Annotated in this window: 13 protein-coding genes; 6 read left to right on the top strand and 7 right to left on the bottom strand. The window is 67.8% G+C overall.

Annotated elements, in window-relative coordinates; translation table 11 throughout:
• Nucleotides 1-128: 128 nt before the first annotated feature.
• Together AC10QF_RS07150 and AC10QF_RS07145 are read right to left on the bottom strand one after the other, a co-directional pair.
• Entirely contained in the window at nucleotides 129-647 is a 519-nt protein-coding gene (locus tag AC10QF_RS07150) for a c-type cytochrome (RefSeq protein WP_005420711.1), read from the bottom strand.
• 208 nt (nucleotides 648-855) lie between these two features.
• Nucleotides 856-1,473, bottom strand: a complete 618-nt coding sequence (locus AC10QF_RS07145; protein ID WP_049413500.1) for a TetR/AcrR family transcriptional regulator — start codon at nucleotides 1,471-1,473, stop codon at nucleotides 856-858.
• 158 nt (nucleotides 1,474-1,631) lie between these two features.
• Between AC10QF_RS07145 and AC10QF_RS07140 the strand changes: the two genes are divergently transcribed.
• The 3 genes from AC10QF_RS07140 to AC10QF_RS07130 are packed head-to-tail and all read left to right on the top strand — an operon-like array spanning nucleotide 1,632 to nucleotide 6,425.
• Complete coding sequence (locus AC10QF_RS07140; protein WP_005420715.1) at nucleotides 1,632-2,795, top strand: isovaleryl-CoA dehydrogenase; 1,164 nt, start codon at nucleotides 1,632-1,634, stop codon at nucleotides 2,793-2,795.
• A 10-nt stretch (nucleotides 2,796-2,805) separates the two neighbouring features.
• Nucleotides 2,806-4,416 carry a carboxyl transferase domain-containing protein gene (locus AC10QF_RS07135; RefSeq protein WP_111176920.1) on the top strand — a complete coding sequence of 537 codons (1,611 nt, stop codon included), beginning with the start codon at nucleotides 2,806-2,808 and terminating at the stop codon, nucleotides 4,414-4,416.
• Nucleotides 4,417-4,442: 26 nt separating this feature from the next.
• On the top strand, nucleotides 4,443-6,425 hold the full coding sequence (locus tag AC10QF_RS07130; RefSeq protein WP_494541978.1) for an acetyl/propionyl/methylcrotonyl-CoA carboxylase subunit alpha: 1,983 nt from the start codon (nucleotides 4,443-4,445) through the stop codon (nucleotides 6,423-6,425).
• Between the two features lie 19 nt (nucleotides 6,426-6,444).
• Here the strand turns inward: AC10QF_RS07130 and AC10QF_RS07125 are convergent, their stop codons facing one another.
• Complete coding sequence (locus AC10QF_RS07125) at nucleotides 6,445-7,611, bottom strand: putative peptide maturation dehydrogenase (RefSeq protein ID WP_069138098.1); 1,167 nt, start codon at nucleotides 7,609-7,611, stop codon at nucleotides 6,445-6,447.
• A gap of 138 nt (nucleotides 7,612-7,749) precedes the next feature.
• Between AC10QF_RS07125 and AC10QF_RS07120 the strand changes: the two genes are divergently transcribed.
• Nucleotides 7,750-8,046 carry an NHLP-related RiPP peptide gene (locus AC10QF_RS07120; protein ID WP_065178400.1) on the top strand — a complete coding sequence of 99 codons (297 nt, stop codon included), beginning with the start codon at nucleotides 7,750-7,752 and terminating at the stop codon, nucleotides 8,044-8,046.
• A gap of 7 nt (nucleotides 8,047-8,053) precedes the next feature.
• Here the strand turns inward: AC10QF_RS07120 and AC10QF_RS07115 are convergent, their stop codons facing one another.
• From AC10QF_RS07115 to aceB, 4 genes are all read right to left on the bottom strand, one after another.
• Nucleotides 8,054-10,546, bottom strand: coding sequence for a putative peptide modification system cyclase (locus tag AC10QF_RS07115; protein ID WP_494541977.1), 2,493 nt, complete (start codon nucleotides 10,544-10,546; stop codon nucleotides 8,054-8,056).
• Nucleotides 10,547-10,559: 13 nt separating this feature from the next.
• Nucleotides 10,560-11,600: a GGDEF domain-containing protein gene (locus tag AC10QF_RS07110; protein ID WP_414607902.1), complete on the bottom strand. Its 1,041-nt coding sequence runs from the start codon at nucleotides 11,598-11,600 to the stop codon at nucleotides 10,560-10,562.
• A gap of 437 nt (nucleotides 11,601-12,037) precedes the next feature.
• A complete protein-coding gene (gene aceA, locus AC10QF_RS07105; protein WP_494541976.1) occupies nucleotides 12,038-13,339 on the bottom strand; it encodes an isocitrate lyase in 1,302 nt (433 codons plus the stop codon).
• A gap of 64 nt (nucleotides 13,340-13,403) precedes the next feature.
• Nucleotides 13,404-15,026: a malate synthase A gene (gene aceB, locus AC10QF_RS07100; protein WP_494541975.1), complete on the bottom strand. Its 1,623-nt coding sequence runs from the start codon at nucleotides 15,024-15,026 to the stop codon at nucleotides 13,404-13,406.
• 110 nt (nucleotides 15,027-15,136) lie between these two features.
• Between aceB and AC10QF_RS07095 the strand changes: the two genes are divergently transcribed.
• Both AC10QF_RS07095 and AC10QF_RS07090 read left to right on the top strand, forming a co-directional pair.
• On the top strand, nucleotides 15,137-16,105 hold the full coding sequence (locus tag AC10QF_RS07095; RefSeq protein ID WP_053499296.1) for a LysR family transcriptional regulator: 969 nt from the start codon (nucleotides 15,137-15,139) through the stop codon (nucleotides 16,103-16,105).
• A gap of 302 nt (nucleotides 16,106-16,407) precedes the next feature.
• Nucleotides 16,408-17,316 (top strand): LysR family transcriptional regulator, encoded by a 909-nt coding sequence (locus AC10QF_RS07090; protein ID WP_005420736.1) that lies wholly within the window; start codon nucleotides 16,408-16,410, stop codon nucleotides 17,314-17,316.
• The last annotated feature ends 45 nt before the right edge of the window (nucleotides 17,317-17,361 follow it).

Here is a 17,361-nt window from a genome sequence, read left to right as displayed (position 1 = left end):
GCGAAACCCCGCCTGCGCAGCGGGGTTTTGACCCTGGTGGGCAAAGCCTGGGCAGTGCCGGCCGCTGGCCGGCAACCTCATGACCTTCGTGCGATGTGTGGTTGCCGGCCAGCGGCCGGCACTACCGCTTACTTCAGATTGGCCAGCATCCAGTCCACGGTGGCGTGGATCTGTTCTTCCGTCAGGGCCGGGTTGCCGCCCTTGGGCGGCATGATGCCGCCGTCGGGGCCGGTATAACCCTCGATGGCGTGCTTGTAGAGGGTGTCCTTGCCCTGTGCGATGCGCTTGTCCCAGTGCGAATGGTCCAGCGTCGGTGCCATGCCCACGCCGGTGGTGTGGCAGGCGGTGCACAGGTTGTCGAAGATCACCTTGCCATCCTTGGTGCCGCCGTAGGCCACCTGCGACGCGGCCTTGGCCAGCGCGGCGGCCTTGGCTGCGGCCTGCGCGGCGGCGCCGGTACTGCCGGCATAGACCGCGCCGGTGGGCGAGATGCGCTGTTCGGTGCGCTTGGCTGCGGTCGGCGACACCTCGGGCGGAATCCGGGTGTGGATGTAGGCGGCAAGGAGGATGAGGCCGAGGGTGATGGTCGCCAGCAGCGCGATCACCATGGAGAAGCGTTTCAGGAACTCCAGATCGTAATTCCGCACTCTTCGTTACCCCTGGCTGATAGTCGTTGGACCACGGCTGAGCGACTGCGTGATGGGCCGAGTATAGAACGCACTTTGCGTGCGACAACAGGCGTCACTGCTGATGCGGCGCAGCATGCCGGGGGATGGGGTCGGGGATGGGGTCAGATCCCTTTTGCGCCGCAAAAGGGATCTGACCCGAGCAACAGAAGCCGGCCAGCGGCCGGCGCTACCGGATTGCCGGGGCGCCGATCGCGCGCAGGCAGAAGCTGCAGATCGCGTCCACCAGCGCGTCTTCGTCGCGGTGCGCTTCGCGGCTGGGCGCGGTCGGGCCGACCATCGCTTCGGTGAAGGCACCCACCAGGCAGGCGGCGGCCACATGCGCGTCCTGCGCCGGCAGCTCACCGGCCGCCACGCCCTCCTCCACCAGCCGCAGGAACACGTCGCCGAAGGCGCGACGACCGCGCATGCGCTCGGCTTCCACGTCCGGGTCGACCGGCTCAACGATGAAGGCGTGCGCCAGCCCCGGCCCGGCCAGGGCACGGCGGACGAAGGCGGTGATCGCCAGCCGCAGCCGCTCGCTGGCCGCCTCCGGGCCACTGGCGATGCGCTCCATGATCGCGACCTCGTGGGCGACGGCGGCATTGAGGACTTCCACGAACAGCTCTGCCTTGGACGGGAAGTGGCGATAGATCAGGCCGGTGGACACCCCGGCCTGGGTCGCCACGGCCGTCACCGGGGCATTGCGCCAGCCGCCGGTGGCGACCAGCTCGCGGGTGGCCAGCAGGATCCGTTCACGGGCGCCCGCCAGGCGTTCTTCCATCAATGCAGAGCGTTTATAAGCCATGTTCTGATTCTATTTTCAATTTTTGAATTCGTATTCACTTCTTAACCGAACCCCGCTACGCTGGGGCCATCGCCCGTGTGGGTGGCGGTCCTGCAGACCGCCCCCCACTCCCCCGCCGGGTGCGTCCATTCCTGCCATCCCGCCGTGGAGCCACCACAATGCACGTGCCATCCCTGAACTTCGATCTTGGCGAAGACATCGACCTGCTGCGCCAGAGCGTGGCCCATTTTGCCGCCGCCGAGGTCGCTCCGCTGGCCGCCGAGGCCGATGCCAGCAACCAGTTTCCGCTGGCGCTGTGGCCGAAGCTGGGCGAACAGGGGCTGCTGGGCCTCACCGTGGAAGAAGCATACGGCGGCACCGGCATGGGTTACCTGGCCCACGTGGTGGCGATGGAAGAGATCTCGCGCGCGTCCGGCGGCATCGGCCTGTCCTATGGCGCGCACTCCAACCTGTGCGTGAACCAGCTGCGCAAGAACGGCAACGAGGAACAGAAGCAGCGCTTCCTGCCCGACCTGTGCAGCGGCGCCAAGGTGGGCGCGCTGGCGATGAGCGAACCGGGCGCCGGTTCGGACGTGGTGTCGATGAAGCTGCGTGCGGACAAGCGCGGCGACCGCTACGTGCTCAACGGCAACAAGATGTGGATCACCAACGGCCCGGACGCCGACGTGCTGGTGGTCTACGCCAAGACCGACATGGACGCCGGTGCCAAGGGCATCACCGCGTTCCTGGTCGAGAAGGGCATGAAGGGCTTTTCCACCGCGCAGAAGCTGGACAAGCTGGGCATGCGTTCTTCGCCCACCTGCGAGCTGGTGTTCCAGGATTGCGAGATTCCTGAAGAGAACGTGCTGGGCCAGGTTGGCGGTGGCGTGCGCGTGCTGATGTCCGGCCTGGACTACGAGCGCGTGGTGCTGTCCGGTGGCCCGCTGGGCCTGATGGCTGCGGCGATGGACGTGGTGATGCCGTACGTGCACGAGCGCCACCAGTTCGGCGAGCCGATCGGCAGCTTCCAGCTGATCCAGGCCAAGATCGCCGACATGTACGTGGGCCTGGGTGCCTGCCGCGCGTATGTCTATGCCGTGGCACGTGCCTGCGACCAGGGGCGCACCACCCGCCAGGACGCCGCCGGTGCCATCCTGTACGCCGCCGAGAAGGCCACCTGGCTGACCGGCCAGGCGATCCAGATCCTCGGCGGCAACGGCTACATCAACGAATACCCGACCGGCCGCTTGTGGCGCGATGCCAAGCTGTATGAGATTGGCGCCGGCACGTCCGAGATCCGCCGCATGCTGATCGGCCGCGAACTGTTCCAGCGCACCCTGTAAGGCCACTGCGATGACCGTATTGAGCACCCAGCTGCAACCGGGCAGCGAAACGTTTGAAAGCAACCGCGCGGCCATGCAAGCCGTGGTCGACGACCTGCATGCCACCCTCGCCCGCACCGCGCTGGGTGGCAGCGAAGCCGCACGCGCCAAGCACACCGCGCGCGGCAAGCTGCTGGTGCGTGACCGCATCGACGCGCTGCTCGACCCCGGCAGCGCCTTCCTGGAAATCGCGCCGCTGGCCGCGCACGGCATGTACGAAGACGCCGTGCCGGCCGCTGGCGTAGTGGCCGGAATCGGCCGGGTGAGCGGCGTGGAATGCGTGATCGTGGCCAACGACGCCACGGTCAAGGGCGGCACCTACTACCCGATGACGGTGAAGAAGCACCTGCGCGCGCAGGAGATCGCCGAGCAGAACCACCTGCCGTGCATCTACCTGGTCGATTCCGGTGGTGCGTTCCTGCCACTGCAGGACGAAGTCTTTCCCGACCGTGACCATTTCGGCCGCATCTTCTACAACCAGGCCAACCTGTCGGCGCAGGGCATTCCGCAGATCGCCTGCGTGATGGGCAGCTGCACCGCTGGTGGTGCCTATGTGCCGGCGATGAGCGACGAGACGGTGATCGTGCGCGAGCAGGGCACGATCTTCCTCGGCGGCCCGCCGCTGGTGAAGGCGGCCACCGGCGAAGTGGTGACGGCCGAGGAACTGGGTGGCGCCGATGTGCACACGCGCATTTCCGGCGTGGCCGACCACATGGCCGACAACGACCTGCAGGCGCTGGCACGGGTGCGCGCGATCATCGCCCAGCTCAACTGGCGCAAGCCGGAACCGGCGATGGCGATGCAGGCGCCCGAGGAACCGCTGCTGCCGGCACACGAACTGTACGGGGTGATCCCGGCCGATACGCGCAAGCCCTACGACGTACGCGAAGTGATCGCGCGGCTGGTCGATGGCTCACGCTTCGACGAATTCAAGCCGCGCTACGGCGCAACGCTGGTCACCGGCTTCGCCCATCTGAACGGCTACCCGATCGGCATCATCGCCAACAACGGCATCCTGTTCTCCGAGTCGGCACTGAAGGGCGCGCACTTCATCGAGCTGTGCACCCAGCGCAACATCCCGCTGGTGTTCCTGCAGAACATCACCGGCTTCATGGTCGGCCGCAAGTACGAACAGGGTGGTATCGCCAAGGACGGGGCCAAGCTGGTGATGGCGGTGGCCTGCGCCAGGGTTCCCAAGTTCACCGTGGTGATCGGTGGCTCGTTCGGTGCCGGCAACTACGGCATGTGCGGCCGTGCATACTCGCCGAACTTCCTGTGGATGTGGCCGAACGCGCGCATCGGCGTGATGGGTGGCGAACAGGCCGCCAGCGTGCTGGCCACGGTCAAGCGCGATGGCATCGAGGCCAAGGGTGGCCAGTGGCCGGCAGCGGAGGAAGACGCGTTCAAGGCACCGATCCGCGACCAGTTCGAGCAGCAGGGCCACCCGTACTACGCCAGCGCGCGCCTGTGGGACGACGGCGTGATCGATCCGGCCGACACCCGCCGGGTGCTGGCGCTGGCGCTGTCGGCCAGCCTCAACGCCGCCCCGCAGCAGACGCGCTTCGGCGTGTTCCGCATGTAACCCGTGCCATGACCGAGCCTGTTGCCATGTTCACCAAAGTCCTGATCGCCAACCGCGGCGAAATCGCCTGCCGCGTCATCGCCACCTGCCACCGCCTCGGCATCGCCACCGTGGCGGTGTATTCCGATGCCGACCGCAACGCACGCCACGTACGCCTGGCCGACGAGGCCATCCACATCGGCCCGGCCGCCGCGCGTGAGAGCTACCTGCGCGGCGATGCCCTGCTCGACGCCGCACGCCTGACCGGCGCGCAGGCGATCCACCCCGGCTACGGCTTCCTGTCCGAGAATGCCGACTTCGCCGATGCCTGCGCCGCCGCCGGCGTCACCTTCATCGGGCCGCCGGCCAGCGCGATCCGCGCGATGGGTGACAAGAGCGCCGCCAAGGCATTGATGGCCAAGGCCGGTGTGCCGCTGACGCCGGGCTACCACGGCGACCAGCAGGAGCCGGCGTTCCTGCGCGCGCAGGCCGATGCCATCGGCTACCCGGTACTGATCAAGGCCAGCGCCGGTGGCGGTGGCAAGGGCATGCGCAAGGTCGAACGCAGCGAGGACTTCGTCGATGCACTGGCCAGCTGCCAGCGCGAGGCCGCCTCGGCATTCGGCAACGACCATGTGCTGGTCGAGAAGTACGTCGAGCGCCCGCGCCATATCGAGATCCAGGTGTTCGGCGACAGCCACGGTGAGGCGGTCTACCTGTTCGAGCGCGACTGCTCGGTGCAGCGCCGCCACCAGAAGGTGCTGGAAGAAGCGCCCGCCCCGGGCATGAGCCCCGAACGTCGTGCTGCGATGGGCAAGGCCGCGGTCGATGCCGCGCGCGCGGTGGGCTACGTCGGTGCCGGAACGGTGGAGTTCATCGCCGGCCCGGACGGCGATTTCTACTTCATGGAAATGAACACCCGCCTGCAGGTCGAGCATCCGGTCACCGAGTACATCACCGGCACCGACCTGGTGGAGTGGCAGCTGCGCGTGGCCTCGGGCCAGCCGCTGCCGCTGCGCCAGGATCAGCTGGCGATTCATGGTCATGCCATCGAGGCGCGGCTGTATGCCGAAGACGCCGACCGTGGTTTCCTGCCGTCCACCGGCCTCCTGCGCCGCCTGCGCCTGCCGGCGCCGTCGACTCATGTGCGCGTGGATACCGGTGTCGAGGAAGGCGATAGCATCACCCCGTACTACGATCCGATGATTGCCAAGCTGATCGTCTGGGACGTGGACCGCGACGCCGCGCTGCGCCGCATGAGCCAGGCCCTGGCCGACTGCCAGGTGGTGGGCGTGACCACCAATGCCGGTTTCCTGCGCCGCCTGGTGAACACCGATTCGTTTACCCACGCCAAGCTGGATACCGCGCTGATCGAGCGCGAGCAGGCCGCATTGGGCCGGGTGGGTGACAGCGATGATGCGCTGTGGCTGCTGGCGGCGGTGGCCGCCGTGGCCACTACTGCAGGTGCAGCCAGCGACGCGCGCGACCCGCATTCGCCGTGGCAGGTGCAGGATGGCTGGCGCCTTGGCGCGCCCGCGCCGCGCGTGCTTCCGCTGCAGCAGGGTGAACGCCGGCACACGCTGAAGGTGTGGGCGCAGACCGATGGCTGGCGCGTGCAGTGCGATGACGCGGCACCCGTGCAGGTGATCGGCACAGCCGATGTGCGGGGGCTGGCGGTACAGCTGGGCGGGCGCCGCTGGACACTGCAGCTGCTGCGCGAGGGTGACCAGCTGTACCTGTTCGGCACCGACGGCCAGCACCGTTTCACCCTGCATGATCCGGTGAGCGAATCGGACCACGCCGTGGCCGATGCCGGCAGCCTGCTGGCACCGATGCCCGGGAAGATCGTGGCCACGCTGGTCGCCGCCGGTACCGAGGTCAAGCGCGGCACGCCGCTGGTGGTGCTGGAAGCGATGAAGATGGAGCACACCCTGCAGGCGCCGGCCGACGGCACGGTGAAGGGCTACCGCGCCAAGGCCGGTGACCAGGTCAGCGACGGCGCGGTACTGGTGGACTTCGAAGCGGCGTGAACGCCGGGGCGACGGTCGCTCAGCGGTCGTCGCCCGCCGTCACCCGACCTGCGGGATCGAATTCGGCCGTGTCCAGCGTGGCACTGCGCCAGCCCAGGCCGCAGATGGCCATCGCGCTCTGACCGATGCCATCGAAGCCGAAGGCACGATCGACATCGGCATCGTTGATGGCCGCTGTCACGAACGCCGCCAGCCCGCGCTCGGTCGCGCACAGGTACAGCAGCTGCGAGATGTGGCCGACATCCAGCGTCACCGCACGATGCGCCTTGGCGTGGTTGCGGTACTTCCAGAAGCAGCGGTCATAGCGCGGCGCCAGCACCAGCATCGCCGGCGCATCGGCGAACCACGCCTGCCCGGACAGCATCCGCCGCGCCAGCGCCGGCAGTGCCTGCGGCGGTGGCGAGGGCAGCGGCAGCACGGCGTGCTGCACCGGGTGGTAGTGGTACAGGCCCGGTGCCAGTCCTTCCACGTTCTGCACCAGCAGGAAGCCTTCGGTAGGATGCAGGCCGCCACCGGAAGGCACGTTCTTCTTCAGGAACTCGGTATCGCGCTCGACCTTCTGCACCGCGTGCGCCATCAGCGTGCGCTGCAGCACCTGGGCCAGCAATGGCAGCGGCAGCGCGCGCTGCGGGTCGAAATTGCGGCAGGTGGTGCGGCGCGCCAGCAGTGCATCGAACGCGGCCTCTTCGCTGCGCGGCAGCGGCTGGTAGTCGCCCTGCATGGGCTGCACCACCGGCGGCGGCGGCCCGAGGCGCTGGCGCAGGCCGGCAGCGGTGTCCAACCCCTGCCGACGCATGTCCTCCACGCTGTCCACGGCCTGCCAGCGTGCATGGCGATGGGCCAGTGCAGCCAGCGGCCACCACTGGCTGCGCCGCAGTGCCTCGTCGCGCAACTGGTGCCCCACCTCGCTCGGCGGGTCGGTCAGCAGCAGGCCCTGCTCGACCAGGCGGGCCAGCATCGCCGGGGAGGCATCGGCGGGCGGTTCGCTCCAGCGGTGCGCGCTGAGCTCGCCCAGCAGCTGGCGCTCCTCGGCGTCCACCGGCAGTGGCTGGTCCAGATGCGCGGCCAGCGCCACCCAGCTGATCTGGCTGTCCATCTCGGCGTGGCCGGCCAGCATCGCGCGCAGGTCCAGGGTGACCGCCTCGCGGGGCTCGAACATCAGGCTGGCGCAGCGGCGCAGGCGCATGGGTTTCCTTCCTTCTGCCGCACAACCGGCATAGCAGCAACGACCGCGGCGCGGCCAACTTTAGCGATGTGCACAGCGCGGCCCTCAATGGCAGGCTGTCGCGGCCGATACGAGAAACTCCACTTACGGACGATCCCCATGAGCACCCATCCCCGCCTTTCCGCCGCAGACGCCAGCACCCTGCTGGACCACCTGATCGGCAGCGACGACTTCCGCCGCCACTTCACCGCGTCGCCGGCCAAGGCCCTGGCCTCGATCGGGCTGGACGGTGCCGTTGGCGAGAACGACTGCATGAAGATCGGCACCCTGGCCTCGGTCGAAGAGCTGAGCCAGGTGCGTGACGGGCTGCAGGCCCACCTGTCCGGGTCGGTGGCGGCCATGACCGTGGTGTTCTGCTTCGAAGCCGGCAAGGTCGGCGAGCGCATCGACGGTTGACCCGCCATCAGGGCGCGCCGGCCGTGGCCGGCGATGCCCACGTGGACACGTCATGCACGTTCAGTGGTTGCCAGACCTGCATGGCGGTGACCTCGGCAATGGCCTGGCCGCGATGTTGGGACAGCCAGGCCTGCTCGCGGCGTACCGCGGCTTCATTGCCCTGTGCGCGCAGCGCGAGCAGCAGCACGACGTGTGCCTGCACCGGCTCGCTGCCATCGAGCATCGGCTCGATCAGCGCGCGGGCTGCATCGGGCCGCTGCATCTGCAGTTCGTCCATGGCGCTGACGATGCGCAGCCAGCGGTCCGCGACCGGACTGCGCAGGCTGCGCAGCAGGGGCCGCTGCTCGTCCAGCCAGCGCCTGGCCAGTTCGAACTGGCCCTGCCGCTGCGCCAGGTGGACCAGTGCCAGCCATTGCAGGCCACGGGCATGCAGCATGGGATCATCACGCTCCTGCAGCATCGGCTGCAGCAGCGCCGCAATGGCCTGCAGCTCGACACGGTCAGCGCCCGGGCACAACGCCGCCACGCTGGCGTGCTGCAGGCGCTGCTGCACCTGAAGATCGACCAGCGTCGGCGCCGCTGCATCTTCACGTATCGCCCGCTGCATCGCCGGGCAATCGCGCTGCGCGGCCGCCAGCAGCAGCTGCGCACGCAGCTTCATCCGCTGCTGCAGGGCATCGCTGGCATGGATCTGCGGTAACAGCTTCGCTGCCTTGGCGTACTGCCCCAGGGCCACCAGCACATCCACACCGGTCTCATCGGCATCATCACGACCGCGCAGGACCTGCGCCTGGGCCAGCGTTTCGGCAGCGAGCTGCGGTTGGTTGGCAGCGATCTGTATCCGCACCAGGTGGACCAGCGGATACAGCCGCAGCGGATCCTGCGGTACTGCGGCCGCACGCGCATAGGGTTCGGCCTCGCTGAACTGGTTGGCCTGCAGCAGGTACCAGGAGGTGTTGGACAGCCCCGCGAACGAATCCGGATAGACCTTGGCCAGCGTGCGCCATTGCTCCAGCGCCCAGCCACCCGGCTCCAGCTCGGCCATCCAGGCCTTCAGGTACAGCCGCTCGCGTGGCGGCAGCCGATCCTGCAGGTCCAGCGCATGCTGCATGGCTTCGCGTGCACGCCGCCCTTCCTCGACGCGCGCATGCAGTTTGGCCACGCCCATGTAGGCCAGGGCGAAACCAGGATCGATATCGATCGCCGCCTGGTACAGGTTGCGCGCCTCCTCGAAGCGACGCTGGCCCAGTGCACTCTCCGCCAGCGCGAACGCACGCAGTGCGCGCAGGTCCTGGGTCGATGCCCGCGGCAGCGGCAACGACTGTTCCAGGCTCGCCACCGATTCGCCCAGTCCGCGACGCAGGCGCCCGACCACGTCGTCCACCGCGAACACCATCTGGTCGGATCGATCCACGGTAGCGGTGAACGTCTGGATCACCTGGCCGGTGCCGGGTGCGGCGACATCGATGGCCAGCTCGTAGCCACCGATCTTCTGCCGCACCGTCGGCAGCAGCACGGCGCGCGCGCCTTCCCGCACTGCCACGTTGGCCGCGGTATCGCGGCTGAGCCGGGTATCGCCCGAGAGCCGCGCCATTTCCAGGCTTTCGCGGATCTTGCCCTCCGACAGCACGTTCACGTAGCGCGACTGCTCCAGCGCAATCCGGATCGCGTGCCGCATCGAGTCGTCGAAGATCGGGTCGCCGGTGAGGTTGTCGACATCACCGAGCACCACCCAGTCGCGCTCGGCGAACGCGATCGCCGGTTCCGGCCGCAGCAGCAGCCAGCCGCCCAGCACCGCCACCGCCAGCACCAGGCCTTCGGCGGCCAGCACCAGCGGCTGCCGCCACAACGGCAGGTCGCGGCGGGCCTTGGCATTGGCACGCGGCATGCGCAGCGGTGCGGAGCCGATCTCGCCCACTTCGATCACTTCCTGTACCACCGGCACGCCCTTGAAGCGCCAGCGCCCGTGCGACTTCCACAACAGGCGCGTGCCGCGCTCGCCCAACGCATCGGTGGCACGGCGGGTCAGCGATTCGGCTACCGCCGACAACAGGATCTGGCCGGGCCGCGCCAGCATCATCAGGCGCGCCGCCATCGGCTTGGCCAAGCCTTCCACTTCCATCGACTTGGCGCCGGCGCGGACCGCCTCTGCACTGTTTTCCCAGGTCAGCACGTCACCCACATGCAGGCCGGCACGCGCGCGCAGTTCAATCGCACGCTGCTGGCCCAGCGCATGCAGTTCGCGCTGGTAGTCCAGGGCGAAGCCCAGGGCATCGATGGCGCGCTCGAACAGCATGAACAGGCCGTCCGAACGATCGATCAGCTGGCCATTCCAGCGGTGCTGCAGCACCAGCACCAGGCGGTCGTGTTCCTGGAACAGGCTCGCCGCCGCCACGTCGCCGATCCGCTCGACCAGCTGCAGCGAATCACACAGATCAGTGAACAGCAGGGCGCGTAGCTGTGGGCTATGCGGGGCTGACGTTCCGTTGTCGCCATTCATCGCCTGCATCTCCCTATTGGCCGTCCGGATCATCCACCCAGCGCAGGCAGTTGCCGCCATCACGCTTGGCCCGGTACAGCGCCCGATCGGCGCTGGCATACCACTCGCTCCAGTCCGCGTCGGCATCCAGCAGGCTGGCTCCGATGCTGACCAGGCTTACATGCGGCGTGCCATGGCTGCGCTCGAGCAGGCCGTGCACCGCGCTGAGGATGAACTCGGCAGCGTGCTGCACGATCTCGCGGTTGCCACGGCGCAGCATCAGGCAGAACTCATCGCCGCCAAGCCGGCAGGCCAGATCCTGTTCGCCAGCCATCGAGCGCAGGATGTTGCCCATGCTCTGCAGCACGCGGTCGCCGGCCTGGTGGCCGTGGCGGTCGTTGATCTGCTTGAAGCGGTCGCAATCGATCAGCAGCAGCGCCTGTGGCGGCCCCTCGGCACGCTCGCGGCACTCCTGCAGGTACAGGGTGAGGCCACGGCGGTTGTGCAGGCCGGTCAGTTCATCGGTACGCACCAGCTCGCGGGTGTGGGTCAGCTGGTGGGTGGTGATGTAGAGGTTGTCCAGCGCGGTTTCCAGATCGTGGTTGCGCCGGCGCAGCTGGCTGATCAGGGCCTGTTCGTTGGCCAGCACGCGCATGATCGTGCGGCGCAGGAAATAGGCCACCAGGCCCGGATTGGATTCGACCAGCCGGTGGAAATCAGCCGGCCCCAGTTCCAGCACATCGCAGTCGACCAGCGCGCGCGCGCTCGCGCTGCGCAGGTGGTCGCCGACCAGCAGGCCCAGTTCTCCGAAGAACTCATGCTGCCCGAGTGTCTTGATCACCAGGTCCTCGCCGAAGTCCAGTTCGATCTGGCCTTCGAGGATCACATACATGCGCTCGCCGCGGTGACCACGCTGGAACAGCCACTGTCCGGCACGGAGCTTGCATGCGCGGGCGAATCTGGCAAACAATGCCACCTCGGCATCTGACAACAGCGCGTGCACGATCTCGGCCATCGCCACCCGGGCGATACCTGTCGTCACATCACTGTTCTCGGCCGCACCCCTGCCGGTCATTCCCTGCACCCGCCGCCAGCGTCCCCTGGTGAGCCGCGGAGCATAGCACCGCTTTAAAGTGTGCGCCCTATCTCATTTTGACCGCTCTGCCGATCTTGATTGATGTGAAGATCGGTGGTGGCCCGTTCTGGTCACGGGTGCCCGGGCAAAACCCCTGCTGGATCAATTCGATGCCGGGTTTCACAGGGTTTCGGCCAAGTTGCCGGAACCCGGGGTGCGCCTGATTGACGCTGCCCGCTGGCTGCCCCCCTTGCATCGATACAACAACGCCGGCAGGTCCCCCGACCGGCCGGCGTTGCCTGGCCCTTCCCTGGCCACCCTGATCGGATTTCCAGGCCCCGGTAGAGCCGGCCGCTGGCCGGCTGCCACGCAGCGCCCGGAGCATCCTGTGATTGCCGGCCAGCGGCCGGCACTACCGGATCACGCCGCGCACCGGCTCACGCCGCGCGTTCGCTGCGCCCGCCGTGGAACTGCTCTTCCTCGGTCGATCCGGTCAGCGCGGTGGTCGACGACTGGCCCTGCTGGATCGCCTGGGTCACCGCATCGAAATAGCCGGTACCGACCTCACGCTGGTGCTTGACCGCAGTGAAACCGCGCTCGGCCGCTTCGAACTCGGCTTCCTGCAGTTCCACGAACGCACTCATCTGGCGGCGCGCGTAGCCGTGGGCCAGATTGAACATGCCGTAGTTCAACGCATGGAACCCGGCCAGGGTGATGAACTGGAACTTGTAGCCGTAGCTGCCCAGTTCGCGCTGGAACTTGGCAATGGTGGCGTCGTCCAGGTTCTTCTTCCAGTTGAAGCTGGGCGAGCAGTTGTAGGCCAGCAGCTTGCCCGGGAACTTCGCGTGGATCGCCTCGGCGAACCTGCGGGCGAACTCCAGGTCCGGCTTGCCGGTCTCGCACCACACCAGGTCGGCATAGGGTGCATAGGCCAGGCCGCGGCTGATCGCCTGGTCCAGGCCGTTGCGGGTCTTGTAGAAGCCTTCGACGGTGCGCTCACCGGTGGTGAACGGCTTGTCGTTGCCGTCGATGTCACTGGTCAGCAGATCCGCAGCTTCGGCATCGGTGCGCGCGACCAGCAGGGTCGGCACGCCCATCACGTCGGCGGCCAGGCGTGCGGCGTTGAGCTTCTCGATCGCCTCGCGGGTCGGCACCAGCACCTTGCCGCCCATGTGCCCGCACTTCTTCACCGAGGCCAGCTGGTCCTCGAAGTGCACGCCGGCGGCGCCGGCCTCGATCATCGCCTTCATCAGTTCAAAGGCGTTGAGTACGCCGCCGAAGCCGGCTTCAGCATCGGCCACGATCGGCTGCAGGAAGTCGATGTCATCCTTGCCTTCGGCGTGATGCAGCTGGTCGGCGCGCAGCAGCGTGTTGTTGATGCGCTTGACCACCGCCGGCACCGAATCAGCCGGGTACAGCGACTGGTCCGGATACATCTGCCCGGCCAGGTTGGCGTCGGCCGCCACCTGCCAACCGGACAGGTAGATCGCCTTCAGGCCGGCCTTGACCTGCTGCATGGCCTGATTGCCGGTCAGTGCACCCAGCGCGTTGACGAACTCGCGCTCGTGCAGCGACGCCCACAGCTTCTCCGCACCCAGGCGGGCCAGCGAATGCTCGATGTGGACGGTGCCGCGCAGGCGCACCACGTCGTCGGCGCTGTAGTTGCGCTGGATGCCTTCCCAACGCGGGTGGGTATCCCAGTCGTGCTGGATCTGTTCGGCAGTGGGCAGCTTGCTCATGTCTTTCTCCAGTTCGGTTCGTGCGTGCAGCGGGGAGGGAAACGGCGGTAGACGCGGGCGGCAGTCAATCGATGCGCGCGTAGGCCGGCAAGGTCAGGAAATCGGTCAGTTCTTCGCTGCGGCTCAGTTCGCCGAGCAGGGCGATGGCCTCGCTGATGCGCGCGCCACCGGGCAGCGCGGTGGTATCGCCCAGCCGTGCCGACAGCTGCGACAGGGTGGAATCCAGCAGGGCCAGGTCGATCGCGGTGCCATCGTCCAGCTGCTGGCCCGGCGTATGCAGCCACTGCCACAACTGGCTGCGGCTGATCTCGGCGGTGGCCGCGTCCTCCATCAGGTGATGGATCGGCACACAGCCGTTGCCATCCAGCCACGCCGCCAGGTAACGCACGCAGACTTCCACGTTGCCTTCGAAGCCGGCGCGGGTGATGGTGCCCGGCGGCCGCGCGATCAGTTCATCGCGGCCGACGCGCACGTCCTGGCGCAGCACGCTGTGCTGGTTCGCACCGGGCATGTGTTCGTCGAAGATCGCCATCGCCACCGGAATCAGCGCCGGATGCGCGACCCAGGTGCCGTCGTGGCCGGCGCTGACTTCACGCAGCTTGTCGGCGCGCACGCGGGCCATGGCCTGTTCGTTGGCGGCGGCATCGTTGTTGATCGGAATCTGCGCGGCCATGCCGCCCATCGCATGCGCACCGCGGCGGTGGCAGGTCTGGATCAGCAGTTCCGAATAGGCCTTCAGGAACGGCTGGGTCATGGTCACCTGGCCGCGTTCGGGCAGCACGCGGTCGGCGTGGCGGCGGAAGGTCTTCAGGTACGAGAAGATGTAGTCCCAGCGCCCGCAGTTCAGGCCGACGATGCGGTCACGCAGTGCGTGCAGGATCTCGTCCATCTCGAACACCGCCGGCAGCGTTTCGATCAGCACGGTCACCTTGATCTGGCCGTGCGGCAAGCCGAGCATCCCTTCGATGTGCGACAGCGCGGTTTCCCACAGCGCCGCCTCTTCCATGCTCTGCAGCTTGGGCAGGTAGAAGTACGGGCCACGATCCTTGGCCTGCAGGGAGCGGGCGTTGTGGAAGGCGAACACCGCTGCGTCGAACAGGCCGCCGGCGAGGAACTGGCCGTCGACGCGTACGTGCTTCTCGTCCAGGTGCCAGCCACGCGGACGCACGATCAGCACCGCCTGTTCGTCGTACGGGCGCAGCGTGTAGTGCTTGCCATTTGGGGCGGTGTATTCCAGATCGCCGCGCACCGCCGCAGCCAGCGACTGCTGCCCGGCCAGCAGGTTGCGCCAGGTCGGCGAGGTCGAATCCTCGAAGTCGGCCATGAACACCTTGGCGCCGGAGTTCAGCGCGTTGATGACCATCTTCGGGTCGGTCGGGCCGGTGATCTCGACGCGGCGGTCCTGCAGCGCGGCCGGCAGCGGCGCAACGCGCCAGTCGCCGCTGCGGATCGCAGTGGTGTCTTCGCGGAAGTCCGGCAGGCCGCCCCGGTCGAAGAACGCCTGGCGTTCACGGCGGGCCTGCAGCCTCGCCTGCCGGCCCGGCTCCACCGCACGGTGCAGCGACACCAGCAGGGCCAGCAGCGGCGCCGGCAGCAGGGTGTCCTGGCCGGCCACGCGGGTCGCCAGGGCGATGCCGGGAGTAGCCTTGGTGGCGGGAGTGGAAACGGCGGAAGCGACGGCGGACATGGGCGACTCCAGCGATGGGGGGAACGTCTCCACGGTGCCGCTGGGCCTCAGTATTTGGCAAAACAGTTTTTGCAATGTTTTACATAAGTTGTGCTAATACTCGTTACACGATGAGCACACGCGCCCCGCCAAGTCCTCGTTTTTCCTACAAATCCGACCGGCTCAAGCCGCTGCGCGCGTTCTGCCAGACTGTGCGCCTCGGCTCGGTCTCACGGGCGGCTGAGGCACTTTTCGTCAGCCAGCCGGCCATCAGCCTGCAGTTGCAGGCGTTGGAACGGGAGTTGGGGGTGCCATTGTTCGAGCGCAGCGGGAGGCGCCTGGTGCCCAGCCGCGAGGGCCAGCTGCTGTACGAGATGGCACAGCCGCTGGTGGAGAACCTGGACGGGCTGGAGGCGCGCTTCCGCGACAAGGTGCGCGGCCTGGACGCGGGCGAGCTGAACATTGCCGCCAACAGCTCGACCATCCTGTACCTGCTGCCGAAGATCGTCGAACGCTTTCGCCTGCACCACCCGGACGTGCGCCTGACCCTGCACAACGCGATCAGCGCCGACGGCACCGACCTGCTGCGCGAGGATGCCGCCGACTTGGCGATAGGTTCGATGACCGATGTGCCGGCCGACCTGACCTACGCCCCGGCCTACCGCTTCGAGCAGGTGCTGATCGCACCGCACGATCATCCGCTGGCCAAGGGCGGCGAGCTGGAGCTGGCCGACATCGCGCGCTATCCGCTGGTGCTGCCGCCGAAGCGGCAGATCACCTACCGCCTGGTGGACCAGGTGTTCCAGCGCCACCGCATCGCCTACACCGTGGCGCTGGAAGTGGGGGGCTGGGAAGTGATCAAGCAGTACGTGGCGATGGGCATGGGCATTTCCATCGTGCCGGCGCTGTGCCTGAACGAGGCCGACCACGAGCGGCTGGCGGCGCGGTCGATGAAGCGCTGGTTCCCCGAGCGCAGCTACGGGGTGATCGTGCGCCGGGGCAAGGCGTTGTCGGCGCAGGCGCGGGCGTTCATCGAGCTGATCCAGCCGGAGTTGTTCAGTCCGCGCGATTACGATCAGAGCGGGCATTCGGAGCGGTGAGGGATGTTCGGCAGGGCTGCGCCCTGCACCTGCAGAGGCCGAAGCAACAGCAACGGCGACAGCGGGCTTTCCGTGGGATAGCGGGGTGGGTCCGGTTACGGGGAACGCCGTAAATCCGTCCATGGAGGCTCGGTCGCGCCATCCATGGCGCTCACGCCCCCCGCAACCGGACCCACCCCGCCTTCGACAGTTGGTCGCTGCTGTTGGTGCCAGCTGCTGTTGGTGGGTGCCGACCGTTGGTCGGCACGGGATCGGATCCCATCTCTGATTCATTTCCGGCTGACGATGAATAAACTGCACCCATGTCCATCGAACTCCGCCACCTGCGCTACTTCCTCGCTGTTGCCGATACGCTGCACTTCGGCCAGGCGGCGGAGCGGCTGGGCATGTCACAGCCGCCGCTCAGCCAACAGATCCGCCAGCTGGAAGAACTGATTGACGCGCGCCTGTTCGTGCGCAGCCATCGCCGCGTGCAGCTGACGCCTGCGGGCGAACTGCTGCAGGAACGTGCACGCGCCATCGTGCAGCAGGTGGAAACGGCCGTGGACGAGGTGCAGCGTGCACAGCGTGGTGAGCAGGGTGAACTGCACATCGGTCTGACTCGCGCCACGCCGCTGTCGCCGCAGATTCCGCGTTCGATCCTGCGCTACCGTCAGCAGTACCCGCAGGTGCGGCTGCAGCTGAGCGAGATGAACACGCTGCAGCAGATCGACGCGCTGCTCGACGGTTCACTGGACGTGGGCATCATCCGCAAGCGCGCGCTGCCGCCGGAACTGGTGGCGCACAGCCTGTTCGTCGACCCGCTGGCGCTGATCGTGCACGCCGACCACCCTGCCCTGCGCAGGCTGTCGAAGCAGGGCACGCTGTCGCTGCGCGACTTCGCGCAGGAGCCGTTCGTAGCGTTCCGCCGCAGCGCCGGCGCGGGCATCCACGACCACATGATCGCGTTGTGCGCGGCGGCGGGCTTCACGCCGCGCATCGTGCAGGAAGCCGGTGAAGCATCGACGTTGATCAGCCTGGCCGCTGCGGGCCTGGGTGCGGCGATCCTGCCGTCGTCATGCGATCACATACGCGTGGAAGGATCGCGCTTCGTGGCACTGGCCGATGCTGGCGCGCATTCGGAAGTGCAGCTGGCCTGGCACCGCGAACGGGTAACGCCGCTGATCCGCAATTTCGCCACGCTGCTGCGTGAGGCGTTCGCCGAAGGGTGAAGCGCAACCCACCCGGGTAGTGCCGGCCGCTGGCCGGCAACCCCA

It is taken from the genome of Stenotrophomonas maltophilia complex sp. Om-AH-Sm3 (assembly GCF_059337855.1).
This window is presented reverse-complemented; position numbering and strand designations above follow the sequence as displayed.

Bases quoted from the DNA above. Each gene is read 5' to 3' on its own strand.
- AC10QF_RS07145 (WP_049413500.1), bottom strand. From the start codon at position 1,473: ATGGCTTATAAACGCTCTGCATTGATGGAAGAACGCCTGGCGGGCGCC.
- AC10QF_RS07140 (WP_005420715.1), top strand. From the start codon at position 1,632: ATGCACGTGCCATCCCTGAACTTCGATCTTGGCGAAGACATCGACCTG.
- AC10QF_RS07135 (WP_111176920.1), top strand. From the start codon at position 2,806: ATGACCGTATTGAGCACCCAGCTGCAACCGGGCAGCGAAACGTTTGAA.
- AC10QF_RS07130 (WP_494541978.1), top strand. From the start codon at position 4,443: ATGTTCACCAAAGTCCTGATCGCCAACCGCGGCGAAATCGCCTGCCGC.
- AC10QF_RS07125 (WP_069138098.1), bottom strand. From the start codon at position 7,611: ATGCGCCTGCGCCGCTGCGCCAGCCTGATGTTCGAGCCCCGCGAGGCG.
- AC10QF_RS07120 (WP_065178400.1), top strand. From the start codon at position 7,750: ATGAGCACCCATCCCCGCCTTTCCGCCGCAGACGCCAGCACCCTGCTG.
- AC10QF_RS07115 (WP_494541977.1), bottom strand. From the start codon at position 10,546: ATGAATGGCGACAACGGAACGTCAGCCCCGCATAGCCCACAGCTACGC.
- AC10QF_RS07110 (WP_414607902.1), bottom strand. From the start codon at position 11,600: ATGACCGGCAGGGGTGCGGCCGAGAACAGTGATGTGACGACAGGTATC.
- aceA (WP_494541976.1), bottom strand. From the start codon at position 13,339: ATGAGCAAGCTGCCCACTGCCGAACAGATCCAGCACGACTGGGATACC.
- aceB (WP_494541975.1), bottom strand. From the start codon at position 15,026: ATGTCCGCCGTCGCTTCCGCCGTTTCCACTCCCGCCACCAAGGCTACT.
- AC10QF_RS07095 (WP_053499296.1), top strand. From the start codon at position 15,137: ATGAGCACACGCGCCCCGCCAAGTCCTCGTTTTTCCTACAAATCCGAC.
- AC10QF_RS07090 (WP_005420736.1), top strand. From the start codon at position 16,408: ATGTCCATCGAACTCCGCCACCTGCGCTACTTCCTCGCTGTTGCCGAT.